General features: G+C 65.2%; 22 protein-coding genes. 12 read left to right on the top strand and 10 right to left on the bottom strand.

Features of this window, described 5'->3' with window-relative positions:
* Positions 1-112 precede the first annotated feature (112 nt).
* The 3 genes from ASE39_RS07700 (at position 113) to ASE39_RS07690 (ending at position 3,110) form a co-directional block, all read left to right on the top strand.
* On the top strand, positions 113-1,048 hold the full coding sequence (locus ASE39_RS07700) for an ABC transporter substrate-binding protein (RefSeq protein ID WP_057270740.1): 936 nt from the start codon (positions 113-115) through the stop codon (positions 1,046-1,048).
* Between the two features lie 74 nt (positions 1,049-1,122).
* Positions 1,123-2,016, top strand: a complete 894-nt coding sequence (locus tag ASE39_RS07695) for an ABC transporter substrate-binding protein (protein ID WP_082615358.1) — start codon at positions 1,123-1,125, stop codon at positions 2,014-2,016.
* 2 nt (positions 2,017-2,018) lie between these two features.
* Positions 2,019-3,110 carry an LLM class flavin-dependent oxidoreductase gene (locus ASE39_RS07690; protein ID WP_082615357.1) on the top strand — a complete coding sequence of 364 codons (1,092 nt, stop codon included), beginning with the start codon at positions 2,019-2,021 and terminating at the stop codon, positions 3,108-3,110.
* On the opposite strand, the gene mltB is transcribed toward ASE39_RS07690, so the two are convergent.
* From mltB to ASE39_RS07670, 4 genes are all read right to left on the bottom strand, one after another.
* Complete coding sequence (gene mltB / locus ASE39_RS07685; protein WP_057270739.1) at positions 3,050-4,129, bottom strand: lytic murein transglycosylase B; 1,080 nt, start codon at positions 4,127-4,129, stop codon at positions 3,050-3,052. The genes ASE39_RS07690 and mltB overlap by 61 nt on opposite strands.
* A 187-nt stretch (positions 4,130-4,316) precedes the next feature.
* Positions 4,317-6,344, bottom strand: a complete 2,028-nt coding sequence (locus tag ASE39_RS07680; RefSeq protein WP_057270738.1) for a DUF3488 and transglutaminase-like domain-containing protein — start codon at positions 6,342-6,344, stop codon at positions 4,317-4,319.
* Between the two features lie 112 nt (positions 6,345-6,456).
* Positions 6,457-7,500, bottom strand: coding sequence for a DUF58 domain-containing protein (locus tag ASE39_RS07675; RefSeq protein WP_057270737.1), 1,044 nt, complete (start codon positions 7,498-7,500; stop codon positions 6,457-6,459).
* Between the two features lie 3 nt (positions 7,501-7,503).
* Complete coding sequence (locus ASE39_RS07670; RefSeq protein ID WP_010460095.1) at positions 7,504-8,424, bottom strand: MoxR family ATPase; 921 nt, start codon at positions 8,422-8,424, stop codon at positions 7,504-7,506.
* A 101-nt stretch (positions 8,425-8,525) separates the two neighbouring features.
* On the opposite strand from ASE39_RS07670, the gene ASE39_RS07665 reads away from it, so the two are divergent.
* The 8 genes from ASE39_RS07665 (at position 8,526) to ASE39_RS07630 (ending at position 17,913) form a co-directional block, all read left to right on the top strand.
* Complete coding sequence (locus ASE39_RS07665; protein ID WP_050812458.1) at positions 8,526-9,431, top strand: histone deacetylase family protein; 906 nt, start codon at positions 8,526-8,528, stop codon at positions 9,429-9,431.
* A gap of 140 nt (positions 9,432-9,571) precedes the next feature.
* Positions 9,572-10,363, top strand: a complete 792-nt coding sequence (locus tag ASE39_RS07660; RefSeq protein WP_057270736.1) for an enoyl-CoA hydratase — start codon at positions 9,572-9,574, stop codon at positions 10,361-10,363.
* A 5-nt stretch (positions 10,364-10,368) separates the two neighbouring features.
* Entirely contained in the window at positions 10,369-11,703 is a 1,335-nt protein-coding gene (locus ASE39_RS07655) for a mechanosensitive ion channel domain-containing protein (RefSeq protein WP_035197236.1), read from the top strand.
* A gap of 220 nt (positions 11,704-11,923) precedes the next feature.
* Positions 11,924-12,673, top strand: a complete 750-nt coding sequence (locus tag ASE39_RS07650; protein WP_010460101.1) for an electron transfer flavoprotein subunit beta/FixA family protein — start codon at positions 11,924-11,926, stop codon at positions 12,671-12,673.
* Complete coding sequence (locus ASE39_RS07645) at positions 12,674-13,606, top strand: FAD-binding protein (protein WP_010460103.1); 933 nt, start codon at positions 12,674-12,676, stop codon at positions 13,604-13,606.
* A 70-nt stretch (positions 13,607-13,676) separates the two neighbouring features.
* Positions 13,677-15,467 (top strand): acyl-CoA dehydrogenase, encoded by a 1,791-nt coding sequence (locus ASE39_RS07640; RefSeq protein WP_057270735.1) that lies wholly within the window; start codon positions 13,677-13,679, stop codon positions 15,465-15,467.
* Between the two features lie 145 nt (positions 15,468-15,612).
* Entirely contained in the window at positions 15,613-16,566 is a 954-nt protein-coding gene (locus ASE39_RS07635; protein WP_010460107.1) for a nitronate monooxygenase family protein, read from the top strand.
* A gap of 213 nt (positions 16,567-16,779) precedes the next feature.
* Positions 16,780-17,913 (top strand): ABC transporter substrate-binding protein, encoded by a 1,134-nt coding sequence (locus tag ASE39_RS07630; RefSeq protein WP_057270734.1) that lies wholly within the window; start codon positions 16,780-16,782, stop codon positions 17,911-17,913.
* Positions 17,914-18,029: 116 nt separating this feature from the next.
* On the opposite strand, the gene ASE39_RS07625 is transcribed toward ASE39_RS07630, so the two are convergent.
* The 3 genes from ASE39_RS07625 to ASE39_RS07615 are packed head-to-tail and all read right to left on the bottom strand — an operon-like array spanning position 18,030 to position 21,003.
* A complete protein-coding gene (locus ASE39_RS07625) occupies positions 18,030-19,040 on the bottom strand; it encodes a cytochrome d ubiquinol oxidase subunit II (RefSeq protein WP_057270733.1) in 1,011 nt (336 codons plus the stop codon).
* Positions 19,041-19,051: 11 nt separating this feature from the next.
* Positions 19,052-20,419: a cytochrome ubiquinol oxidase subunit I gene (locus ASE39_RS07620; RefSeq protein ID WP_057270732.1), complete on the bottom strand. Its 1,368-nt coding sequence runs from the start codon at positions 20,417-20,419 to the stop codon at positions 19,052-19,054.
* 2 nt (positions 20,420-20,421) lie between these two features.
* The gene (locus tag ASE39_RS07615; RefSeq protein WP_057270731.1) at positions 20,422-21,003 is read right to left on the bottom strand and encodes a GbsR/MarR family transcriptional regulator; all 582 of its coding nucleotides are present in this window, start codon (positions 21,001-21,003) and stop codon (positions 20,422-20,424) included.
* A 187-nt stretch (positions 21,004-21,190) separates the two neighbouring features.
* Between ASE39_RS07615 and ASE39_RS07610 the strand changes: the two genes are divergently transcribed.
* A complete protein-coding gene (locus ASE39_RS07610; RefSeq protein WP_057270730.1) occupies positions 21,191-22,318 on the top strand; it encodes an acyltransferase in 1,128 nt (375 codons plus the stop codon).
* A gap of 154 nt (positions 22,319-22,472) precedes the next feature.
* Here the strand turns inward: ASE39_RS07610 and ASE39_RS07605 are convergent, their stop codons facing one another.
* The 3 genes from ASE39_RS07605 to ASE39_RS07595 form a co-directional block, all read right to left on the bottom strand.
* Positions 22,473-22,853, bottom strand: a complete 381-nt coding sequence (locus ASE39_RS07605) for a hypothetical protein (RefSeq protein WP_010460118.1) — start codon at positions 22,851-22,853, stop codon at positions 22,473-22,475.
* Positions 22,854-23,031: 178 nt separating this feature from the next.
* Positions 23,032-23,445: a nucleoside diphosphate kinase regulator gene (gene rnk, locus ASE39_RS07600; RefSeq protein WP_010460120.1), complete on the bottom strand. Its 414-nt coding sequence runs from the start codon at positions 23,443-23,445 to the stop codon at positions 23,032-23,034.
* Between the two features lie 72 nt (positions 23,446-23,517).
* A complete protein-coding gene (locus tag ASE39_RS07595) occupies positions 23,518-24,519 on the bottom strand; it encodes a tripartite tricarboxylate transporter substrate binding protein (protein WP_010460122.1) in 1,002 nt (333 codons plus the stop codon).
* Positions 24,520-24,538: the final 19 nt, after the last annotated feature.

Here is a 24,538-nt window from a genome sequence, read left to right as displayed (position 1 = left end):
CCTGTAGCCCAGGCCGGGCTGCGGCATGGGCGCCGCTGTGATCTACCCGATTTTTTGCTTCCTTCCATCGCCTGTTTTCCTGACCCATCCATTTCATCCCCGGAGCCGATCCATGACCCTTGTGAACCGAACCCTCGCAGCCCTGGCACTGGCCGCTGCCTCCATCGCCGCACTGGCGCCCATCCATGCTGCTGCGCAGGCCATCGACCTCAGTCCCGAGCAGCCCACGCGTCCCCGCTCGCAGAAGGTGGACGAGGCGATCAAGCTCGTCGCCAAGGATTTCAAGTTTGCGAAGGAGGGCGTGCTCACCGTGGGCACCACCACCGGCCGCCTGCCGTTTGGCGCTTACGCCACCGACAACAAGACGCCCGTGGGCAACGCGCCGGACATCGCGCAGCTGGTGGCCGACAGCCTGGGGCGCAAGCTGGAGCTGGTGTCGGTGGCCTGGGCCGACTGGCCGCTGGGCCTGCAGTCGGGCAAGTTCGATGTGGTGATCTCCAACGTCACAGTGACCGAAGAGCGCAAGGAGAAGTTCGACTTCTCGACCTACCGCAACGACCAGCTGGGCGTGTACGTGAAGGCCGACAGCAAGATCACGTCCGTGAAGGAGCCCAAGGATGTGGCGGGATTGAAGGTGGTGGTCGGCGCGAGCACCAACCAGGAGCAAATCCTGCTGCGCTGGAACCAGCAGAACATCGCCGCGGGCCTCAAGCCCGTGGACATCCAGTACTACGACGACGATGTGGTGCTGTATCTTGCGCTGGCTTCGGGCCGTGCCGACGCCTACCTGGCACCCAACGGCATCGCCGCGCACAACGCACGCGATGGCAAGACGAAACTGGTGGGCACCTTCTCGGGCGGATGGCCGCAGGCGGCCGAGATTGCCGTGACCTCGCGCAAGGGCTCGGGCATTGCCGACGCGATCACCGCAGCACTGAATGCGCAGATCAAGAACGGCAACTACGCCAAGGCGCTCGAGCGCTGGAACCTGCAGTCCGAGGCCATCCAGGTCTCGCGCACCAACCCTCCCGGCCTGCCCAAGAAGTAAGGCTGCGGCCTTCAAGGACTATTCATGACTCTCCATTCCCTGTCGCGCCGCAGCCTCGTGGCCCTGGCTTCCGCGTGCGCCCTGTGCTGCGCGTGGACCGTGGCCGGTGCTGCCACCGCGTTCGACTTCAGCCCCGAGCAAAAGGCCGCATCCGCGCCGAGAAAGACGCGGCGGCCGTTCAGGCCATTCCGAAGAATTTCAAGTTCGTGAAGGAGGGCGTCTTCACCGTGGCGATCGCGCCGTTTGCGCCGCCCATCGCTACCTATGCCAGCGACGCCAAGACCGTGGTGGGGTTCGATCCGGACTATGCACAGCTGATTGCCGACGCGCTGGGGCTCAAGCTCGAACTGCTGCCGATTGCCTGGGCCGACTGGCCGCTCGGGCTCACGTCGGGCAAGTACGACGCGGTGATCTCCAACGTGGGCGTGACGGAGCTGCGCAAGGAGAAGTACGACTTCTCCACCTACCGCCTGGGGCTGCACGGCTTTTATGTGCGCGCCGACAGCAAGATCACGTCCATCAAGGAGCCCAAGGACATTGCCGGGCTCAAGGTCATCACCGGATCGGGCACCAACCAGGAGCGCATCCTGCTGGAGTGGAACAAGCAGAACATCGCCGCGGGCCTCAAGCCCGTGGAGCCCGTGTACTTCGACGACGACGCCGCGCGGCTGCTGGGCGTGGTGTCGGGCCGGGCCGACGCCAACTTCAACCCCAATGCACCGCAGGCCTACCACGCGGCCAAGGACGGCAAGATCAAGCTCGTGGGCACGGTGAACGCGGGCTGGCCGCTCAAGTCCGACGTGGCCATCACCACGCGCAAGGGCTCGGGTCTGGCCGATGCGCTGACGCTGGCGACCAACGGGCTCATCAAGAACGGCAAGTACACGCAGGCGCTGCAGCGCTGGAGCCTGCTGGAGGAGGCTTTGCCCAAGTCCGAAACCAACCCCCCAGGACTACCGAAGTTTTGACCATGGCCATCGCGCATCTCGCATTCTTGACCCCTGGCAACTATGCCGAGGACAGCTCGCTGCAAGGGCTGGAAGACACCCTGCGGTTGTTCAAGTACGGGGAAGCCCTGGGCTACCAGGGCGCGTGGGTGCGTCAGCGGCATCTGGAGCGGGCGGTGTCGTCCGCGGCCACGCTGCTGGCTGCCGCCACGCAGCGCACGCGGCGCATCGTGCTGGGCACGGCGGTGATCCAGATGGGGTATGAGAACCCTTTTCGGTTGGCCGAGGACCTGGCCACGGTGGATGTGCTGTCGCGCGGGCGCCTGCAGGTGGGGCTGAGTGCGGGGGCGCCGCAGTACGGGCCGCTGCTGGGCGGGCGCTTGTTCGACGGCGATGCGCAGGCCATCGATTTCTCGCACGCCCGGGTGGAGCGGCTGCGCAGCAACCTGCGCGGTGATTTCTTCGGCGACGACGACTTCTTCGTGGAGTCGCCCGCAGGCCGCCAGCGCCCGCGGGTGCAGCCGCATGCCGCGGGGCTGGTGGAGCGCCTGTGGTACGGCGGCGGGTCGCTGAAGTCTGCGCAGTGGGCGGGCGCGCAGGGCTACCACCTGCTCATCGGCAACCTCAACCGTGGGGAGCAGACCGACGACTTCTTTGCGGCGCAGCGCAGCCAGCTGGACCTGTTCCACGCGAACTGGTCGGCGCCTTACGCACCGCGCGTGGCGCTGGGGCGGGTCATCGTGCCGCTGGACGGTGCCGACGCCGCGACCCGCGCGCGCTACCGTGCCTGGGCTGCATTGCGGCTGCCGCGCACGCTGGGGCCGCAAGGCGACCGCCGCACGCTGTTCGCGCGCGACCTGGTGGGCACGTCCGACGAGATTTTGGAGAGCCTGCGCAAGGACCCCATCGTGCCGCAGGTTCAGGCGCTGCGGCTGGAGCTGCCGTACGACTTCAGCGTCGACGAATATGCGCAGATCCTGAGCGACACCGCGCGGTACATCGCGCCGGAACTCGGCTGGTCACCGGCTGCGGCTGAGCCCGGGGCGCCTGGCGGTCACTGGCCCGCGCGCGCGGCCGCCACTTCGCGGCCCAGCTCGATCACGGCCATCGCGTAGTAGCTCGACCAGTTGTAGCGGGTGATGGCGTAGAAGTTTTCGGTGCCTGCCACGTAGCTCGCTGCATCACCGCCGTTTTGCAGTTCGATCAGGGCCAGCGGGCCGGTGTGCTGCACGCCCGCGGCGTCCAGCACGGCGCCCTTGGCCTGCATGCTGGCCACGCTGAAGGTGGGCAGGATGTCAGGTGCCATCAGCTCATCGAGGTGCAGGCGCGCGGTGTCGAACTGCACGCCGAAGTGCGTGGGCATGCCCGGCGTCCAGCCGTGGCCGCGAAAGTAGTTGGCCACCGAGCCGATGGCGTCGGCCGGGCTCTTGAACAGGTCCACGCGGCCGTCGCCATCGAAGTCGATGGCATAGCGCACCCAGCTCGACGGCATGAACTGCCCCAGGCCCATGGCACCGGCGTAGCTGCCGCGGGGCTCGAACGGGTCGGTGTTGCTGCGGTTGGTGAGGCTCAGGAACTGCTCCAGTTCGCGGCGGAAAAATTCGGTGCGCTCTTTGGCGCGCGGATGGGCTGACGGGAAATCAAACGCCAGCGTGGCCAGCGCGTCCATCACACGGAAGGTGCCCATCTGCTGCCCGTAGATGGTCTCTACACCGATGATGCCGACGATGATCTCGGCGGGCACGCCGTACTCGCGCTCGGCCTGCTCCAGCGTCGCCTGGTTCTCCTGCCAGAACCGCTGGCCGGCGCGGATGCGGATGGGGTCGATGAAGCGGCTGCGGTACACCCGCCAGTTCTTGGCGGTGCCTTTGGGCGGCGGCAGCATGAGCCGTGGGACCTGTGGCAGGAAGTGCGCCTGTCCAATGGCCTGGCGCACCCACTCGCGGTCCAGGTCGCGGCGTGCGGCCAGATCGTCGGCAAACTGCAGCGCCTCGGTGCGCGATGCGTAGAGCACCGCTGGTTTTTGCTTTGTGGTGGCGGTTTTAGAGGGTTTTTGGGGGCTTGCGCTTACTGGTATTGTGCAAAATGCTATTAAAAATATAGCAACCGTGGTCCATGGAGCTGTCTTCGTCATTTCGGGTGTTCGTTACTTTGTTGTGTCCCTGCGCCTCGAAACCGGCGCGACCCAGGCCAGGGCCGCCGCGCAAGGGCAGCCCCGCCGCGCCAGCGGCGTCCCCCTTCCCGGCGAAGCCGAGAGAAGGGACTGAGGGCTGCCATCCCTGACGGCTGCACGGAGCGGCGAAGCCGCTCAGGGGGATGATTCATCTCTTTGGCCAGGGCAAGGTGCGGAACTCGCGCCGCAGGGCACCCAGTTCGGAGTCGGGGTGGGGGGCGTAGCGCAGTCGCTCCAGCCGCAGCAGCCAGTCTGCCACTTCAGCGGCCGGCGCCCCGAATTGTGCACGCACCCGTTCTGCCATTGCGCGTGGGGGCAGGGTTTCTGGCAGTAGCAGCCCGGCGCGCGCCAGGCGTTGGCGCGTGCGGGCCAGCAGCCGCAGCCAGGGGTCGTGCTGGCTGCGCTCCCACAGGCTCCAGCCCATGCCTCCCAGTGCAGCCGCGATGACCAGGGTGCCCAGCACGGTGGTGAGGTCCTGCCAACTGGGAGATTCAAACCCCAGCGCTTTGAGCAGGTCCATCTGGCGGCTCTGGGTGTAATTGAGCACCCACTGGTTCCAGCCATTGTTGACGGCTTCCCACACGGCCCGCAGGTTCTGCACCATGCCGGGGCTGAGGGTGCCCAGGGCGCTGGCGAACGCGCCTTGGGGTGCACGCAGGCGCTGGAACTGCCCCACGCGCCCCGGCGAGACGGCGCCTGTGGGGTCCACGCGCACCCAGCCGCGCCCTTCCATCCAGACTTCGGCCCAGGCATGGGCATCGGCATTGCGCACGGTCCAATAGCCATCCACCGGGTTGCGCTCACCCCCCTGGTAGCCCGTGACGATGCGTGCGGGCACATCCATGGCGCGCATCAGCACCACGAAGGCCGAGGCAATGTGCTCGCAGAAGCCCTCCTTGCGGTCAAACCAGAATTCGTCGGCGGTGTGTTCGCCAAAAACGCCGGGATCCAGGGAGTAGTTGTAGCCGCCCGTGCGCAGGCGCTCCAGCACTGCATTGACGAGCGTGCCGGTGCTGGCATTGGCCAGTGCGGGGTCGGCACGCATCTGCGCGGCCAGCGCCAGGGTACGGGGGTTGAAGCCGGGCGGCAGCTCGGTGTACACGCGCAACTGGCGAACGGATTGCTGGGGGCCATGGCGGTACTCGGGGTAGCTCACGGCCTGGTAGCGCAGCGCCTCGGTAATGGGGCGTGTGGTCATCCACTGCAGGTCCTGGGTCATGTAGGCCTGCATTTGATTGGGCAGCTGTGGCGCCTCGGGCGTCGCCTCCAGCACCATCAGCCAGGGTTGTCGCTGGGGTTCGAGCGTCACTTCGTAGCGCACGGCCGGGCCGCTCACCTGCAGGTTGGCGGGCAGGGCTGCGCGCGCGGCCCAGGCGCTGTCTTCCCGAAACGGCTCGGCCTGCCATTGACGGCCATCGAATGCCGTCATGACGGGGCCGCGAAAGTACAGCGTGGACTGCGGGGGCACGTCGGTGGGCGCCCCCTCGAAGCGCAGGCGGATGGCCACGCGCTCATCGAGCGCGATCTCGGCCATCTCGCCGATCTTCATCGTGCCCGACAGGCCGCTGCGCCCGGTGAGGTTTTCGCCAGGCATGCCCCACAGCGGCGACATGCGTGGAAACAGCATGAACAGCGCCACCATGATGGGCGCCCCCAGCAGCGCCATGGTGCCCGCCATGCGGAAGGTCTGCGCCAGGGGCGGGCGCCCCACTGGCATGTGGGCATTGACCAGCGCCATGAGCAGGCCCAGCAGCGCCACCAGCATGGCGGCGGCGGTCAGCAGCGACTGCGAGAAGAAGAAATTGCTGAGCATCGTGAAGAAGCCCAGGAAAAACACCACCATCGCGTCGCGGCGCGCGCGCAGCTCCAGCATCTTGAGCGCGAGCAGCATGACGACCAGGGTAACGCCCGCATCACGCCCGAGGATGGTGCGGTGCGTGAACAGCGTGCCCGCTACCGCCACCATCAGCAGGGCGGCCACGGTCCAGCGGCTGGGCAGTGGGCGCCCCACCCAGGCCAGCCAGCCGCGCCACAGCAGCAGGCCGCTGGCCAGCAGGCTGGTCCACACCGGCAGGTTGGACATCTGCGGCGCGATGACCCACACGATCACGAACAGCAGAAAAAGCGTGTCGCGGGCGTCGCGCGGCAGGGAAACAAGGGTCTGGCGCAGGTTCATGGCAAAGGTTCACGCCCGGCTGGTGGGGATTGGTGTGCTATTGAAAATATAGCTATTGACGCATTGCTGGTAAAAGCTAGGTGCCAATTTGATGCGAATTTTGACGAGAGGATCAGCACAGTGCCAGCGCTTCCAGGCAATTTCTTCGGTGTGCGGCCCCCGTGTCCGGGGCGATCTCCACACCCGGCAGGCGCAGGCCATAGTCCAGCCCCAGCCGGTCGGCCTGCAGCACCCAGGCGGTCAGGCGCGAGATGCGGGCTTCATGGTCGGGCAGCGCCGCGCGGGCGAGGTCCAGCCACAGCTCGTGCCGCTGGGCCTGCTGGGCGTCGCGGCTCACCAGGTCGTCCGTGCCGGTGCCCAGCGATTTGGCGGCCTTCTTCCAGACCACCAGCTTGAGCGGATCACCCCGGCGGTAGGCGCGCACGCCGTCGAATTCGCCAATGCCCTGGGATTGCGCGTTGCCCGTGCCGCCCGCGCGGGGTTCGCCAGGGGGCAGGGGCGGTGCGGGGGTCTCGGGCGCAGGGTAGACAAGCACCTGGGCGGCGGGGCGCCAGTAGGTCCAGACGCGGAAAGTGCCGAGCGGAAAGCGCGTCTCGGCGGTCAATGTGGGCACGCGGTGCAGGCCACGGCGCGGCGGCCTGAAGGCCACCTGCACGCTGGACTGCCCCTGCGCAGGCACGTCGGTCCAGGCCCAGTGGTGCGCCTCTTTGCCCGTGCCGTGCACCGACAGCGCAATGCCGTACCGCGGGGTCTTGCGTTCGCTGGACAGCTGGATGTCAAACGCCGTGCTGGTGCCCATGAAGTGCGGCTCGGGGGCCTTCAGGTGCAGCGTGAGGCCGCGCAGGTTGGCGTGGCAGATGTGCATGCCCACCACGGCGCTGCCCGCCAGCAAAAAGGTCAGCAGGTAGCCCAGGTTGAGCTGGTAGTTGATGGATGCGACCAGCAACACGATGAGCGTCAACGCCAGCATCCAGCCCGAGCCCGTGGGCAGGATGTAGACATTGCGCTGGGTGAGCGCGAGCGTGTCGCTCAGCGGCAACCGCGCCTGCCACCAGCGCTGGAAGCGGCGGCGCAGTGGCGCAAAGGGATTCAGCCGGGCAGCCAGGCTGCGCCAGCGGGCAGTGGGTGACAGGGAGAGCGGGGCAGCGGATTCCATGGATCAGGGCAAGGGCACCGCTTCGACCATCGCTCGGACTTGCTCCACCGCGCCGCGCCCGGCGTCGCCCACGGGCACCAGGCGGTGGGCGATGGTCTGGGGCAGCACGGCCTGCACGTCGTCGGGGGCCACATAGTCGCGCCCGCTGATGAGGGCCTGCGCCTTGGCAGCACGCACCAGCGCAATGCCCGCGCGGGGCGACAGGCCCTGCAAAAACCACCGGCCCGAGCGCGTGGCGGCAATCAGGTCCTGCACATAGTTGAGCAGCGGGTCGGCCGTGTGGATGGCCTGCACCTGGCGCTGCAACTCGGCCAGCTCCTCGTCGGACAACAAGGGCAGCATGGTGTCCACCATGTCCCGCCGGTCGGCGCCCGCCAGCAGCACGCGTTCGGCCGCGCGGTCGGGGTAGCCGATGGAGATGCGCATCAAAAAACGGTCCAGCTGCGATTCGGGCAGCGCAAAGGTGCCCAGCTGGTCGTGGGGGTTCTGGGTGGCGATCACGAAGAACGGGTGGGGCAGGGCGCGTGTTTCGCCTTCCACCGATACCTGTTTTTCTTCCATGGCTTCCAGCAGCGCACTCTGCGTCTTGGGGCTGGCGCGGTTGATTTCATCGGCCAGCAACACCTGGGCGAACACCGGGCCGGGGTGGAACACGAAGGCCTCCTTGCCGCGTTCGTACACCGACACGCCGGTCAGGTCGCTGGGCATCAGGTCGGCCGTGAACTGCACGCGCGAGAACTGCAGGCCAAACGTGCGCGAAAGGGCGTGGGCCAGGGTGGTCTTGCCCACCCCCGGCACGTCTTCGATCAGCAGGTGCCCACCCGCCAGCAGGCAGGCTACGCAGTCCTGTACCTGGGCCTGTTTGCCCACGATCACCGTGTTAAGCTGATCCAGAAGTGATTTGATTTTGTGCTGTGCGTTCATGGCACGACGTTATCCGAAAAACCGAGAAAAATGCGACACGCGGGGACAAGACTGTGAGCAAGACGGGCTATTTCACCCATCGGGATTGTTGGAAGCACGAGATGGGCCCGGGTCACCCCGAATGCCCCGAGCGGCTGGATGCGATTGAAGACCGCTTGCTGATCACCGGAGTGGGCGATGCCTTGGAGCGCTATGACGCCCCCGAGGCCTCGCTGGCCGATATTGAATTGGCCCACGGCCGCATGCACATCGCGGCACTGCGCGGCATGTCCGACCGGCTCAATGAAGAGCTGATGGCCGGTGGCCCCAACTACGCGCAGATCGACACCGACACCTCCATCAATGCCCACACCTGGAAGGCATCGCTGCGCGCCGCCGGGGCAGCGCTGGCCGCCACCGACGCGGTGATGGCGGGCGAGGTGGAAAACGCGTTCTGCTCGGTGCGCCCCCCCGGCCACCATGCCTGCCGCGACAAGGCCATGGGGTTCTGCTTCTTCAACAACGTCGCCGTGGCGGCCAAGTACGCGCTGCAGCGCTACAACCTGCAGCGCGTGGCGGTGGTGGACTTTGATGTGCACCACGGCAATGGCACCGAGGACATCCTGGCGGGCGACCCGCGGGCGCTGATGGTCAGCATCTTCCAGCACCCGTTCTACCCCTACAGCGGCGACCACGATCCCGCGCCCAACATGGTCAACGTGCCCGTGCCTGCATACACACGGGGCATGGACATCCGCGAAATCATCGAGATGATGTGGATGCCCCGGCTGGAGGCCTTCAAGCCCGAGATGATTTTTGTGAGTGCGGGCTTTGATGGCCACCGCGAGGACGACATGGGCCAGCTGGGCCTGACCGAGCAGGACTATGCCTGGATCACCCAGCGCGTGAAGGATGTGGCGCGCCGCTATTCCCAAGGCCGCATCGTGTCGTGCCTGGAGGGCGGCTATGTGATGGGACCGCTGGCACGCAGTGTGGAGGCGCATTTGCGGGTCCTGGCTGATCTTTGACTCCCCCTGAGCCGCCTGCGGCGTCTTCCCCCTGAGGGGGACGCCACCCGTGGCCTGGCGGAGCCAGCTCCACGGTGGCACTGGCCTCATGCGCGCCTGTTTCAAACGCCCCTCGCATTGCTGTGCACAGGAGAAACAACATGACGATTCCAAATTCTGACGAGCTGCTGCTGATCACCCGTGATGCGCACGGTGTGGTCACCCTCACTTTGAACGACCCTGCACGCTTCAATGCGTTGGGCTCTGAAATGCTGACAGCCCTGCAACAGGCGCTGGACGAAGCGGGCCGCGACGAATCTGTGCGCGTGGTGGTGCTGGCCGCAGCGGGCAAGGCCTTCTGTGCGGGGCACAACCTCAAGGACATGGCGGCGAACCCGGAGCTGGCGTACTACCAAAAGCTGTTTGCGCAATGCAGCCGCATGATGCTGACCATCCACAAGTTGCCCGTGCCCGTGATCGCGCGCGTGCAAGGCATGGCGACGGCGGCGGGCTGCCAGCTGGTGGCGCAGTGCGACCTGGCCGTGGCGGCCGACAGCGCGAGTTTTGCCACCAGTGGCATCCACTACGGCCTGTTCTGCGCAACGCCGAGCGTGCCGCTCGTGCGCAATGTGCCCGCCAAGCGGGCGATGGAAATGTTGCTCACCGGCGATTTCATCGATGCGCCCACCGCGCTGGCGCAGGGCCTGGTGAACCGTGTGGTGCCCGCCGACGCGCTGGATGCCGAGGTCGAAAAGCTGGTGGAGTCCATCCTGCAAAAGCCCCGTGTGGCCGTGGCCATGGGCAAGGCGCTGGTGTACCAGCAGCGTGAGCTGGGCATGGACGCGGCCTACCAGTTGGCAGGCCAGGCCATGGCCACCAACATGATGGACGACGCCGCGCAGGAGGGCGCGCGTGCCTTCGCCGAAAAGCGCCAGCCCACCTGGAAGCGCTGAGAGCCATGGCGACGACAGAAATTTCCATGCTCGAAGATGTGGGCCGCTGGGCCGAAGCGTTCCTTCGGCCCACGGTGCTGGTGGAATTGGCCGCCCTGGCCGCCTGCCTGGGGCTGGCCTGGTTGCTGGTGTCGCTGCTGCAGCGTGGACTGCACCGGGGTGACCCGCGCTCCATCCTGTTCGGCGCGCGGATTGTCGATGGCGCACTGTTTCCACTCGCGCTGCTGAGCCTCGCCTATGTGGCGCGAACCGTGCTGCTGCAATGGATTCCGCTGGCCGTGTTCAAGGTTGCCGTGCCGGTGCTAGTGTCCCTGGTGGTCATCCGCATCGGGGTGAAGGTGTTGCAGGTGGCATACCCGGAGGCTGCCTGGGTGCGGCCCATCGAGCGCTCTATCTCCTGGCTGGCCTGGCTGGGCATGGTGCTTTGGGTCACGGGGTTGTTGCCGCTGGTGCTCGATGAGCTGGACCAGATCCACTGGAAGGTAGGGGGCGCCACCCTGTCGGTGCGCACCATGATCGAAGGGGCACTGACGGCTGCTGCCGTGTTGCTGATCGCGCTGTGGATTTCTGCAGCCATCGAGTCGCGCCTGCTGCGCTCTGCCACCGGGGCCGAGCTTTCACTGCGCAAGGCGGTGAGCAATGCCGTGCGGGCGCTGCTGATTTTTGTCGGGCTCATCATGGCCCTGTCGGCCGTGGGCATTGACCTGACCGCGCTGTCGGTGCTGGGTGGTGCCGTGGGCGTGGGCATTGGCTTTGGCCTGCAGAAGCTGGCGTCCAACTACGTGAGCGGCTTTGTGATTCTGGCCGAGCGCAGCATGCGCATTGGCGACAACGTGCGGGTGGACAACTTCGAGGGGCGCATCACCGACATCAACGCGCGCTACACCGTGGTGCGCTCGTCCACGGGGCGCGAGTCCATCGTGCCCAACGAGATGCTGATCATCCAGCGGGTGGAGAACCTGTCGCTGGCAGACCCCCGGGTGTGGCTGTCCACCGTGGTGAGCGTGGGCTATGAAAGTGATGTAGACCTAGTCATCCGCCTGCTGGGCGAGGCAGCCCTTGCCAGCAGCCGCGTGCTGCGCGATCCGGCCCCCAGTGTGGCCTTGTCGGCGTTTGGTGCCGACGGGCTGGAGTTCACCGTGGGTTTCTGGATCGCCGATCCCGAGAACGGCTCGCTGGGCCTGCGCTCGGAGATCAACCGTGCCATCCTGAGTGCGCTGCGCACCCACAAGATCGATATCCCGTACCCGCAGCGGGTCATGCATGTGCAGGTCGAAGGGCCGTTTCCCGCCGCGATGCAGGGCGCCGCTGTGGGCCGGGCGGCATCCGGCACAGAGTAAGTCGTATCGCCCCTTGCCATGCTCCCGCCGGGTGCCCCAGGCGACAGCAAACTCTAGACAGATGCGGTGCTCACTCGCCTATAATCCACAAAAAGCACGATCGTTCGTTTTTTTGATTGTGTGGTCTGTGTCCTGGCCCCGTAGCGCTTTCGTTGCAGTGCGGCATAGAATGTTCTAGTTTACGTAAACGTCAATTCAACCAACTCTAGGAGCCGCAGCAATGAAGGTCTTGGTCCCTGTCAAGCGCGTGGTGGACTACAACGTGAAAGTCCGAGTCAAGTCGGACAACACGGGTGTGGACATCGCCAACGTGAAGATGAGCATGAACCCCTTTGACGAAATCGCCGTCGAAGAGGCCGTGCGCCTGAAAGAAAAAGGCCTGGTGACCGAAGTCATCGCTGTGTCCTGCGGTGTGGCCCAGTGCCAGGAAACCCTGCGCACCGCCATGGCCATTGGCGCCGACCGCGCCATCCTGGTGGAAACCGACGTCGAGTTGCAGCCTCTCGCCGTGGCGAAGATCCTGAAGGCCCTGGTGGACAAGGAGCAGCCCGGCCTTGTGATCCTGGGCAAGCAAGCCATTGATGACGACGCCAACCAGACCGGCCAGATGCTGGCGGCCCTGGCCGACCTGCCCCAGGCCACGTTCGCCAACAAGGTGGAACTGTCGGCCGACAAGGTCAACGTGACCCGCGAAGTGGACGGCGGTCTGGAAACCCTGGCCTTGACCCTGCCTGCGGTCATTACCACCGACTTGCGCTTGAACGAGCCCCGCTACGTCACCTTGCCCAACATCATGAAGGCCAAGAAGAAGCAGCTGGACACCTTCAAGCCCGAAGACCTCGGCGTGGATGTGGCTCCTCGCCTCAAGACCCTCAAAGTCACCGAGCCCGCCAAGCGCGGCGCGGGCGTCAAGGTGGCCGACGTGGCCGCCCTGGTCGAGAAACTCAAGAACGAAGCGAAGGTGATCTAAATGTCGGTACTCGTTATTGCTGAACACGACAACGCCTCCATCAAGGGCGCAACCCTCAACACCGTGACGGCTGCCGTGGCCTGTGGTGGCGACGTGCATGTGCTGGTGGCTGGCCACAACGCGGGCGCTGCCGCAGCCGCCGCGGGCCAGATCGCTGGCGTTGCCAAAGTCATCCATGCAGACGCGCCTGGTCTCGAACACGGCCTGGCCGAAAACGTGGCGGCACAAGTGCTGGCCATTGCTTCCAGCTACAGCCACATCCTCTTTCCTGCCACGGCCAGCGGCAAGAACATCGCCCCCCGCGTGGCGGCCAAGCTCGACGTGGCCCAGATAAGCGACATCACCAAGGTGATTGCTGCCGACACCTTCGAGCGCCCCATCTACGCTGGCAATGCCATCGCCACCGTGCAAAGCGCGGACAGCGTGAAGATCATCACCGTGCGCACCACCGGCTTTGACGCCGCAGCCGCCACCGGTGGCTCTGCCGCCGTCGAAACCGCTGCCGCTACCGCTGATGCAGGCAAGAGCACCTTCGTGGGCAGCGAAATCGCCAAGAGCGACCGCCCCGAACTGACCGCCGCCAAGATCATTGTCTCGGGTGGCCGGGCGCTGGGCAGCAAGGAAAAGTTCGACGAAATCATGACTCCGCTGGCCGACAAGCTGGGTGCCGCCCTGGGCGCCAGCCGCGCGGCAGTGGACGCGGGCTACGCCCCCAACGACTGGCAAGTGGGCCAGACCGGCAAGATCGTGGCGCCCCAGCTGTACATCGCAGCGGGTATCTCGGGCGCGATCCAGCATTTGGCCGGCATGAAGGACTCCAAGGTGATCGTGGCGATCAACAAGGATCCCGAAGCCCCGATCTTCAGCGTGGCCGACTATGGCCTGGAAGCCGACCTGTTCACGGCGGTGCCAGAGCTGGTCAAGGCCCTGTAAGAACACCCTTGTGCATACAAAGGCATCGCTTGCGATGCCTTTTTTTTGACGAAATTTCCCGGAGACATCCATGAGTTACACCGCACCCCTCAAGGACATGCTGTTCGCCATCGAGCACCTGGCCAACATTGAACAGATCGCCCAAATCCCCGGCTTTGAAGACGCGGGCCTCGACACGGCCGCCGCCGTGCTGGAAGAGTGCGCCAAGTTCAACGAGGGCGTGCTGGCGCCATTGAACTTCGAGGGCGACAAGAACCCGTCGAGCTGGAAAGACGGCGTGGTCACCACGACCCCTGGTTTCAAGGAAGCCTTCCGCCAGTACGGTGAAGGCGGCTGGCAGGGGTTGCAGCACCCGGCCGACTTTGGCGGCCAAGGCCTGCCCAAGACCATTGGCGCGGCCTGCATCGAGATGACCAACAGCGCCAACATGAGCTTTGCACTGTGCCCGCTGCTGACCGACGGCGCCATCGAGGCGCTGCTCACGGCCGGCAGCGACGAGCTCAAGGCCACCTACCTTGAAAAGCTGGTGACCGGCGAGTGGACCGGCACCATGAACCTGACCGAACCCCAGGCGGGCTCGGACCTGGCCCTGGTGCGCACGCGCGCAGAGCCCCAAGCCGACGGCAGCTACAAGGTCTTCGGCACCAAGATCTTCATCACCTACGGTGAACACGACATGGCCGAGAACATCGTCCACCTGGTGCTGGCCCGTGTGGCGGGCGCGCCTGAAGGCGTGAAGGGCATCAGCCTGTTCGTCGTGCCCAAGTTCATGGTCAACCAGGACGGCACTCTGGGCGCGCGCAACGACGCGCACTGCGTGAGCATCGAGCACAAGCTGGGCATCAAGGCATCGCCGACGGCGGTGCTGCAGTTCGGCGACCACGGTGGTGCGGTGGGCTATCTGGTCGGCGAGGAAAACCGCGGCCTCGAATATATGTTCATCATGATGAACGCCGCGCGCTACGCCGTGGGCATGCAGGGCATCGCGATCTCCGAGCGCGCCTACCAGAAGGCCGTGCAGTACGCCAAGGACCGCGTGCAGAGCCGCCCGGTGGACGGCTCCATTGCCGCCAGCGCTGCCATCATTCACCACCCCGATGTGAAGCGCATGCTCATGACCATGCGCGCCACGGTGGAAGGCTGCCGCGCCATGGCCACCGTGGCAGCTGCCGCGTTCGACGCCGCGCACCACCACCCGGATGCCGACACGCGCAAGCAGAACCAGGCGTTCTATGAATTCATGGTGCCGCTGGTCAAGGGCTACAGCACCGAGACCAGCCTGGAAGTGACCAGCCTGGGCGTGCAGGTGCACGGCGGCATGGGCTTCATTGAAGAAACCGGCGCCGCGCAGTACTACCGTGATGCCAAGATCTTGACCATCTACGAAGGCACCACCGCCATCCAGGCCAACGACCTGGTGGGCCGCAAGACGGCACGCGATGGCGGCCAGGTGGCCAAGGGCATCGCCGCGCAGATCGAGAAGACTGAAAGCGAACTGCTGGCCAGCGGCACCCCAGCCGCCCTGGCCGTGGCCAAGCGCCTGACTGCCGCACGCAAGGCGCTGCTCGACGTGATCGACTTTGTGGCCGGTGGCACCAAGGCCCAGCCCAACGCCGTGTTCGCGGGCAGCGTGCCCTACCTGATGCTGGCAGGCAATGTGGTCGCGGGCTGGCAACTGGCGCGCAGCCTGCTGGTGGCGCAGGAACTGTTGCAAAAGGGACAGGACGCAGCCTTCATGCGCGCAAAAATCACCACGGCCCAGTTTTATGCCGACCACATCCTGGTGAAGGCCCCCGGTCTGCGCGACAGCATTGTGGAAGGGGCCGCCAGTGTGACCGAGCTGGCGCTGGAAGCGTTCTGAGGGCCGCAGCCGCCAGCCGTTGAGGAGTGAGGCAAGGCCTGTACAGGGTACAGGCTTTTGCTATAAAAATAATAGCTACTTGCGCTTGTTGAATAAGCGCTAGAGGCTTATTTCAATCGAAAACCTGTTCCTGGAAGTTGTTGCCATGTCCAAACTGCCTCCCGTTTTGCAGAACCTCTCGCTCCCCGTCATCGGGTCGCCGCTGTTCATCATCAGCAACCCCAAGCTCGTGATCGAGCAGTGCAAGGCCGGCGTGGTGGGTTCCATGCCCGCGCTCAATGCCCGCCCAGCCGAGTTGCTCGACGAATGGCTGGCCGAGATCACCGAGACGCTGGCCGCCTACAACAAGGCGAATCCGGACAAGCCCGCCGCGCCCTTTGCCATCAACCAGATCGTGCACAAGAGCAATGACCGCCTCGAGCACGACATGCAGGTCTGCGCCAAGTACAAGGTGCCGATCATCATCACCAGCCTGGGCGCGCGCGAGGACGTGAACCAGGCCGTGCACGCTTGGGGCGGCGTGGTGCTGCACGACATCATCAACAACAAGTTCGCGCACAAGGCCATCGAGAAGGGCGCCGACGGCCTGATCGCCGTGGCCGCCGGTGCAGGGGGCCATGCGGGCGTAAAGAGCCCGTTCGCGCTGATCCAGGAGATCCGCCAGTGGTTCGACGGCCCCATCGCGCTCAGTGGCTCCATCGCCAGCGGTGATGCGGTGCTGGCGGCACAGGCCATGGGTGCGGACTTTGGCTACATCGGCTCGGCCTTCATCGCCACACACGAAGCGCGTGCCAGCGATGATTACAAGCAGGCCATCGTTGCGGGCAGCTCCGACGATATCGTCTACAGCAACCTGTTCACCGGCGTGCACGGCAACTACCTGGCCCCATCGATCCGCGCGGCTGGCATGGACCCCGACAACCTGCCCGAATCGGACCCGAGCAAGATGAACTTTGGCGGCGACGCCAAGAAAGCCTGGAAGGACATCTGGGGCTGCGGCCAGGGCATTGGCGCCGTCAATGCCGTCACCAGCACGGCCGAGCTGGTCGCCAAGTTGCGCACCGAATACGAGGCGGCCCGGGCACGGCTGAAGCTCTGACCCACGGCTCGTTGCGTTTCCCCCTTCATCGCCCGCATCGCGCCATCATGTGCGTGTTGCGGGCGAAGCCATTTGTAGGCTGAGCGCGACAGGGCAAACCCCCAATAGACGGTTTGGTTGCGGATGATGATGATGGTTTATAACCAGAAATCCACTCCGGGCTGTGCTGATCGGTGGGGCGCTGGGCAACTTTTTGAAAGCTGGGGGCCTGTGATGTTTCGTCCGTTTTTGGTGCTGTTGTTGGCCCTTGGCGCCAGTGGTTGGGTGCAGGCCCGCAACGAGGGCGTGACCGCCGATGAAATTCGCCTCGGGGCATCGGCTGTGCTGTCGGGCCCGCTGGGGCCCCAGACTGCCCAATACGGCGAAGGTTCGCGGCTCATGTTCGACGCGGTGAACGCTCAGGGCGGCGTGCATGGCCGCATGATCCGCTACACCACACTCGACGACGGTTTCGACCCACAAAAAGCGGTGGAGAACACGCGCCAGCTGGTGGAAGCCGACAAGGTTTTCATGATCTACAACAGCACCGGCACGGCGCAAACAGCGGCCATCCTGCCGCTGATCAAGGAGCACCGCACGTTGCTGTTTGGTCCGGTCACCGGGGCCTCGGTGTTTCGCGAAACCCTCAACCCCTATGTCTTTCACGTGCGTGCAGGTTATGCGAGCGAGGCAGGAAAAATCGTCTCGCAGCTGCGCCAGCAGGGCATGAGCCGCGTGGCCGTGTTCTACCAGGATGACGGGCTGGGCAAGACCTTGCTGGCAGAGCTCAAGAAAGCCTCCGACGAGGAAAAACTGGCCTTCGTGGCAGAAATCAAGGTAGACCCCAAGCAGCCCGACTTTGCCGCCGCGGCCCGGGCCACCGAAGCTGCCCAGCCCCAGGCAGTGATCGTGGCGACCGCAGGAACCACGTTCACCAGCTACATCAAGGCTGTGCAATCAACAGCGGCGCGGCCTGCGTACTACGGATTCTCCGTGGCCAGCATGGACGTGATCCACCGCGAACTCAAGGACAAGGCGCGCGGCATCATCCTGGCGCAGATCATGCCGTCGCTGCGCAGCACCACGGTGCCCGTGGTGGCAGAATACCTGGCCCTTCTGCGCGCCAAGTCACCAAGCGCCCAGCCTTCGGCCTCGCAGTTCGAGGGATTCGTGCATGCCCGGCTGCTGGTGGAGGGATTGCGCCGCACCGGGCGCAACCTGACCACGGAGTCCTTTATCAAGACGATGGAAGATGCCGGCGAAATATCCTTTGGGCGCTTTAACGTCAAATACTCGCCCAAGAGCCACAACGGCTCCACCTATGTGGAGCTGGCGATCGTGGATGCCGAGGGTAGCTTGAGATATTGAGCCCCCTTGGAGCCTGTTCACGATCTCGCAAGGGATTTCGTTCCAACCCTCCGGGCAGCGCTCGTCACACAGGCTGGGGCGGGATGTGGCACCGTGTCAGCCGGATTGCGCGCCGCTCACAACCCATATGTCAGCTCCCGCGCCTTGCCCCAGAACACCCGGTACATGAAGATGGTGTAGAGAATGATCGCGGGCAGCGTGATGGCCATGCCGATGCCGATCACCACCAGCGATTCGGTGGCGCTGGCGGCTTGCCAAACGGTCAGGCGGTCGATCACGATGTAGGGATAGATGCTGTAGGCCAAGCCCAGGAAGGCCAGCACAAAGATCAACACGGTGGCCCCGAACACGATCCAGCCGTAGCCCGCCTGCACTACCCGTGGTGTGCCCAGTACGTGGCGGATGGCAAAGAAGGCCGCCACGCAGGCCAGCGGGATGGGCAGCAGCGCAAACAGCTCGGGCAGCACAAACCACTTGGCGAACACGGTGGGGCTGACCAGCGGTGTGGCCAGTGAGATGCCCATGAGCGCAAACCCCATGGGCCACAGTGCCCCCTGGCCCCACCGGGCGGCCTTGCGCTGCAGATCGCCATCGGTCTTCATGAGGAGCCAGCCTGCGCCGAGCATCGCGTAGGCCGCAGGCAGGGTGATGGCAATGCCAGCTGAAAACAGCAGGCCCCAGGTGTCATTCTGAAAACCGGTGATGTACGCCCCCAGCATCCAACCCTGGGCCAGAGTGGTCGCTAGCGAGCCTGCCGCAAACAGGCGGTTCCAGGTGGTCTTGTGCGTGTCGCGGGCTTTCACGCGAAAGTCGAACGCCACACCGCGCAGTATCAGGCCCACCAGCATGACCGCCACGGGCAGGTACAGCGCCGACAGCACCACGCCGTGCGCTGTCGGGAAACAGATCAGCAGCACGCCCACGCCCAGCACCAGCCAGGTCTCATTGGCGTCCCAGAAGGGGCCGATGCTGGACACCATCACGTCCTTCTCGGTGTCGCTGGCGAAAGGCAGCAGGATGCCCACGCCCAGGTCGTAGCCGTCGAGGATCACATAGGCCAGCAGGGCCAGGCCCATCACGGCCATGAAGATCAGGGGCAGGGCGGTGGCCCAGTTCAGTGCATCCATGGGGACCTTCCTTAAGCGGTGCGAGGGGCCGGCGCGGGGTGGGGCACTGCAGGCGTGGGCATGGCCGGGTGTTCGGCCATGTACTTGATCACGCCCACATAGGCGACGAGCAGCAGTCCATAGACGATGAGGTAGGCGGCCAGCGTGCTGGCCACCAAGGCGGGCGCGTGTGGGGCCACGGCGTCGGCGGTCTTGAACAGGCCATAGACCAGATAGGGCTGGCGGCCGATTTCGGTCACGTACCACCCGGCCAGCGTGGCCACCCAGCCCGAAAACGCCATACCCACCAGCGTGACGAGCAGGGGCCGGGGCAGGGTGGCCAGGTCTTGCTTTCGGCGGCGATACAGCACAAAAGCACCTACCCAGGCCACGGCCAGCATCAGCATGCCCACGCCCACCATCACGCGGAATCCCCAGAACACGGGCGCCACTGGCGGATGGGCGCCGGGGAATTCGTTCAACCCTTTCAGCTCCGCGTCGATGTCATGCGCCAGGATCAGGCTGGCAGCCTTGGGGATCTGCAGGGCGTAGTCCGTGCGGCCTTCCTTTTCGTTGGGCAGGCCAAACAGCGTGAGCGGCGCACCCTTCTCGGTATGCCAGATGCCTTCGATGGCGGCGATCTTGGCCGGCTGGTGTTCCAGCGTGTTCAGGCCATGCAGGTCGCCCATGAAGATCTGCAGCGGGATCACCATGGCCACTGCGGCGATGGCCGTGCGCAGTGCCTTGCGCGTGCCTTCGTTGGCCACGCCCTTGATGAGCTGCCAGGCACTCACCCCGGCGATCAGAAATCCCGCAGTGAGGGCCGATGCCAGCAGCTGGTGGCCCAGCCGGTAGGGAAAGGACGGGTTGAACACAATCGCCAGCCAGTCCACGGCGTGGAACTTGCCGTCGATGATTTGGTAGCCCACGGGCGTTTGCATCCATGAGTTCAGGCTCAGGATCCAGAAGGCTGACAGCGTGGTGCCAAAGGCCACCATCAGCGTGGCAATCAGGTGCACTCGCTCGGACACGCGCCCCCGGCCAAACAGCATGATGCCCAGGAACGTGGCTTCCAGGAAGAAGGCCGTGAGCACCTCATAGCCCAGCAGCGGTCCGGCAATATTGCCCACATGCTCCATGAAGCCCGGCCAGTTGGTACCGAACTGAAAGCTCATCGTGATGCCCGACACGACACCCATGGCAAAGGTCAGCGCAAACACCTTGGTCCAGAAGTAGTAAGCCTGCTCCCAGCCCTGTGCGGCCGGTGTGCCCCGTGTGGCCGTGTGGCGCAGCCGAAAGAACACCAGAAACCAGCACAGCGCGATCGTGATGGTGGGGAACAGGATGTGAAAGCTGATGTTGGCCGCGAACTGGATGCGCGACAGTGTGAATGCATCCATGCTCAGCCGCCCTTGCCGGTCGCGCTGCCGCCCTTGCCGGTGAGCCGGTCCTTGAACTCGAGCACGCGGGTCACGGCTGTGCCCATGCCCATGAGCTGCATCGCCGTCTCGGGCGCCAGGCGCTGTACATCGTTAAACCAGGTCATGAGCCGGTCGATGAGTTCGTGCATCTCGCGCATACGCTCCTGGGCGTGGCGTTCCTCATCGGAGGAGGGTTCTTCGAGCAGCGCCATGCGCAGCATCGACAAGGTGGGTTCGATCTCGCGGCGGCGGCGTTCTTCAGCCAGCACGCGGAAGATCTCCCACACATCCTTGGGAGCCTCGAAATATTCGCGCCGGTCACCCGGCTGGTGGCTCAGTTTTACCAACCTCCAGGCCTGCAGTTCCTTGAGCCCCATGCTCACGTTGGAGCGCGAGAACTCCAGAGTTTCGGCGATCTCGTCCGCATTGAGCGGGCGCGGCGACAGGAAGATGAGGGCGTACATCTGCCCCACGGTGCGGTTGATTCCCCAGCGGCTGCCCATTTCGCCGAAGTGGGCCACGAACTGGCGGTTCAGGGGGGGAAGGGTTTTGACATAGGTCATGGAGGCGTATTGTGCGCCAATTTACTGTAATTTCAGTATTTACTGAAAATTCAGTAAATTATGGAGTGCATCGCATTGACAAGGCGGAGACACGAAGGGCATGCAAAAAACCCCCTGACAGAGGACAATACCGGGTCTGCCCCAGGGTCATGCCGCGCCCTGGCTGGTTGAGTCCATCCACAACAACATGTCTTCCCCCACCTCCCGCACACCGCTGATCGACATGATCAAAGGCATGGCGTGCGCCACCATCGTCTGGCACCACTTGGCCTTTTACGGCCCGATGTCAGACATCGCCCATCCGCTGGCGCCCACGTTGATGGCCTGGCTGTATGACTACGGTCGCATGGCCGTGCAGGTGTTTCTGGTGCTGGGCGGCTACCTGGCCGCCGCCAGCCTGGCGCCACAGGGTGTGGCACGTTTTGACCATGCGGGCAATGCCATTGCCAAACGGTTTGTCCGGTTGGTGGTGCCTTATGCCGTGGCATTGCTCCTGTCGGTGGTGGTGTCCGCGCTGGTCCGGCACTGGATGGAGCACCCTTCGGTGCCTGAGCAGCCCACGCTGTCCCAATTGGTGGCGAACGCCTTGCTGCTGCAGGACATTGTGGGTGAAGACGCGTTGTCCGCAGGGGTCTGGTACGTGGCCATCGACTTCCAGTTGTTTGCGTTGACCGTGCTGCTGCTTGCGGGCGTCAAGGCGCTGCCAGGGGCCTGGGCGCGGCGGCATGCGGCTGCCCTGGCCCAGGTGCTTGTGGTGGCGGGCACGGCGGCTTCGTTGTGGGTGTTCAACCGCATGGGGGCCCTTGACATGTGGGCGCTGTATTTTTTTGGAGCCTACGGGCTGGGCATGCTGGCGTATTGGGCCGTGCGGGCGCCCCATGGGCACCAGGCGCAGGGTTGGCTGGCGGCCATGGTGCTGCTGGGTGGTGCCGCGCTGGCGATGGATTTCCGGGGCCGCATTGCTGTGGCCGTTGTCACGGCGCTCTGCCTGGTCGCCGCCATGCGCTCCGAGCGTGTGCGGTCATGGACAGGGATTGCGCCACTGGTGCAACTGGGACAGATGTCCTACTCGGTCTTCCTGGTGCATTTCTCGGTGTGCCTGCTGGTCAACGCAGTCGTCAGCCAGTTGTGGCCGGACTCGCCGGTGCTCAATGCGCTGGGCATGCTGCTGGCCTTTGCACTTTCGCTCGCAGCGGGGCGACTCTTGTACCTGCGGGTGGAGCGGCATGTGCCGTCGTGGGCCACGGCCCTGCGCTGGCAGGCGGGACTGGTGGGCACGGGTTTGTTGGTGGCGGTCTCGAACAACTGGGCCTAGCATTCGGACCATTCCCCGGAGGCGCTGCGCACCATCTCCCATTCTCCCGAATGGCTCCGACATTGGGGAAGGAGGGCGCAGCCAGTGCGGCGGGGCGGCCCTTGGACGTGTTCACACCGTGGGCCGCAAAGGGGCGGTAAAACCGGAGTACGCGTCAGGTAGGCGGCAAGCGCTCGCGGCGTTTGCGTTGCTGGTCCAGAAACCAGGCCATGAAGGGCAGTAACAGCATCGATCCTGGAATCACCCAGATGAACAGGTAGGGGCTGACGGAAGACGCCGACCGCATCACATCGCGCAAATGGGCGCGTTCCGTGGCGTCCCAGTTGCCCTGGCGCCGCTGCTGCACGAGCCACACCACAGAACCTTTCATTGTCGCCATCTCGCGTTTGAGACGGCTTTTTTCGCGGCTGTTGCCGGCGAGGAAGGAGCAGAACCACTCGGGGGCCCGTTCCATCCGCCGCTGGAATGCGAGGGTGGAATCCGGATCGAACGTTTCAGGCAGCGCGGTGGGATCTGGAGGGGGCGGCGTGGTCATGGCGGGTGCCATTGTCGCGGCACATGGCACTGCGCGCTACCCCCCACCTGCGAAACCGGCGCTTTCCTGGCCAGGGCCGCCGAGCAAGGGCTGCCCCGCGGCGAGGGCGGCGTATCCCTGGGCTCAGCGTAGCGATGCGGGAGCGAGGGGAAGGTCCGTACGGCCTCAGGGGACAAATTCAGCGGTGCAGCTCGCCCGCACTTTCAGGCTGGTACAAGATGTCTTTCACCCGCACCGTCATCGACTTGCCGCCTGGCCCGGGCCAGGCCAGTTCATCGCCCACCGCCAGGCCCAGCAAGGCGCTGCCCACGGGCGCAAAGATCGAGAGCCTGTCCGTGCTGCCATCCATGTCGCGCGGGTAGACCAGCGTCAGGCAGAACTCCTTGCCGGTCTCCAGAATCGAGAACTGCACGGTGGAGTTCATCGTGACCACATGGGGCGGAATTTCTTCGGGCGCCACCACGTCTGCCCGGTCCAGCTCTGCCTGCAACTCGGCCTTGCCCGGAAAGACGCTGGCCGGGATCGCGGCCAGCAGGGCCTCGATGCGGTCAACGTCGAGCGACGACAGGATGATCTGGGGCTTGCGCGCCATGGCGGTACCTCGGTAGGTGGTTGCAAAGCGCGGGACTGTAGACCATCGCGAATCTCGCACTGCCGTGCGCGGTCAATCTCCCTGGATGTTGCGCGCCTTGATCAGTGCGCCAAACCGCGCGCTGTCGATGGAGGCCCGTGCGTTGAAGTCGGCGGGCGACATGGGGGCGGGTACCCCGCCCAGCGCCGCGATGCGGTCCTTGACGGCCTGCGTGCCCAGCACCTTGTTGATCTCCCGGTTCAGGCGTGTGACCACGTCGGGCGGAGTGCCCGCGGGTGCATAAAAGCCAAACCAGGTGTCTGCGTCAAAGCCCTTCAGGCCCACTTCGTCCAGTGTGGGAACGTCGGGGAACAGGGGCGAACGCCTGGCGCTGCCCACGGCCAGCAGCCGGAGCTTGCCCGCCTTCACGTGTTGCAGGCCGATGCCGGGGTCGAACATGAAGTCCAGCTGACCCCCCAGCAGGTCCTGCATGGCGGGTGCCGCGCCCCGGTAAGGCACATGCACCGCAAACAGATTGGCCTGGGCCTTGAGCATCTCTGCTGCCAGGTGGGGCGAGCTGCCATTGCCCGGGGTGCCAAAGCTCAGCTTGCCAGGGTTGGCCTTCAAATGGGCCAGAAACTCCTGGATGGTGTTGACCGGCAGCGAGGGCCTCACCTCCAGAAACACCAGCACCCGCGCTGCGGCGGCCACGGGTGTCAGGTCCTTGACCGGATCAAACGGCATCTTGGGATACAGGTGCGGGTTGACCGACACCATGCCGCCCGAGCTCATGAGCAAGGTATAGCCATCGGCCGGGGACTTGGCCACGGCCTCCCCGCCGATGTTGCCGCCCGCACCGCCACGGTTTTCCACCACCACCGGCTGGCCCAACGCGGCCTGCAGGGGCTGGGTGACGGCGCGCGCAATCTGGTCGGCTGCGCCCCCGGCGGGGAAATTGACGATGACCTTGATCGGCTTGCTGGGCCAGGTGTCTGCCATGGCTGCGGTGGTGAGCAGCAGGCTGGCGGCGGCGCATGCCAGCGCGCTCAGCAGGTGGCGGGTGGTTGGGGCGGGCGGGTTGTGTACGGTTTGCATGTTTGTCTCCGGTCAAGGT

This window comes from Acidovorax sp. Root267, from assembly GCF_001429215.1.
In the GTDB taxonomy this organism is placed as follows: domain Bacteria; phylum Pseudomonadota; class Gammaproteobacteria; order Burkholderiales; family Burkholderiaceae_C; genus Acidovorax; species Acidovorax radicis.
Note: the sequence above shows the minus strand (reverse complement) of the source record. Positions and strands in the feature narration are given on the sequence as shown.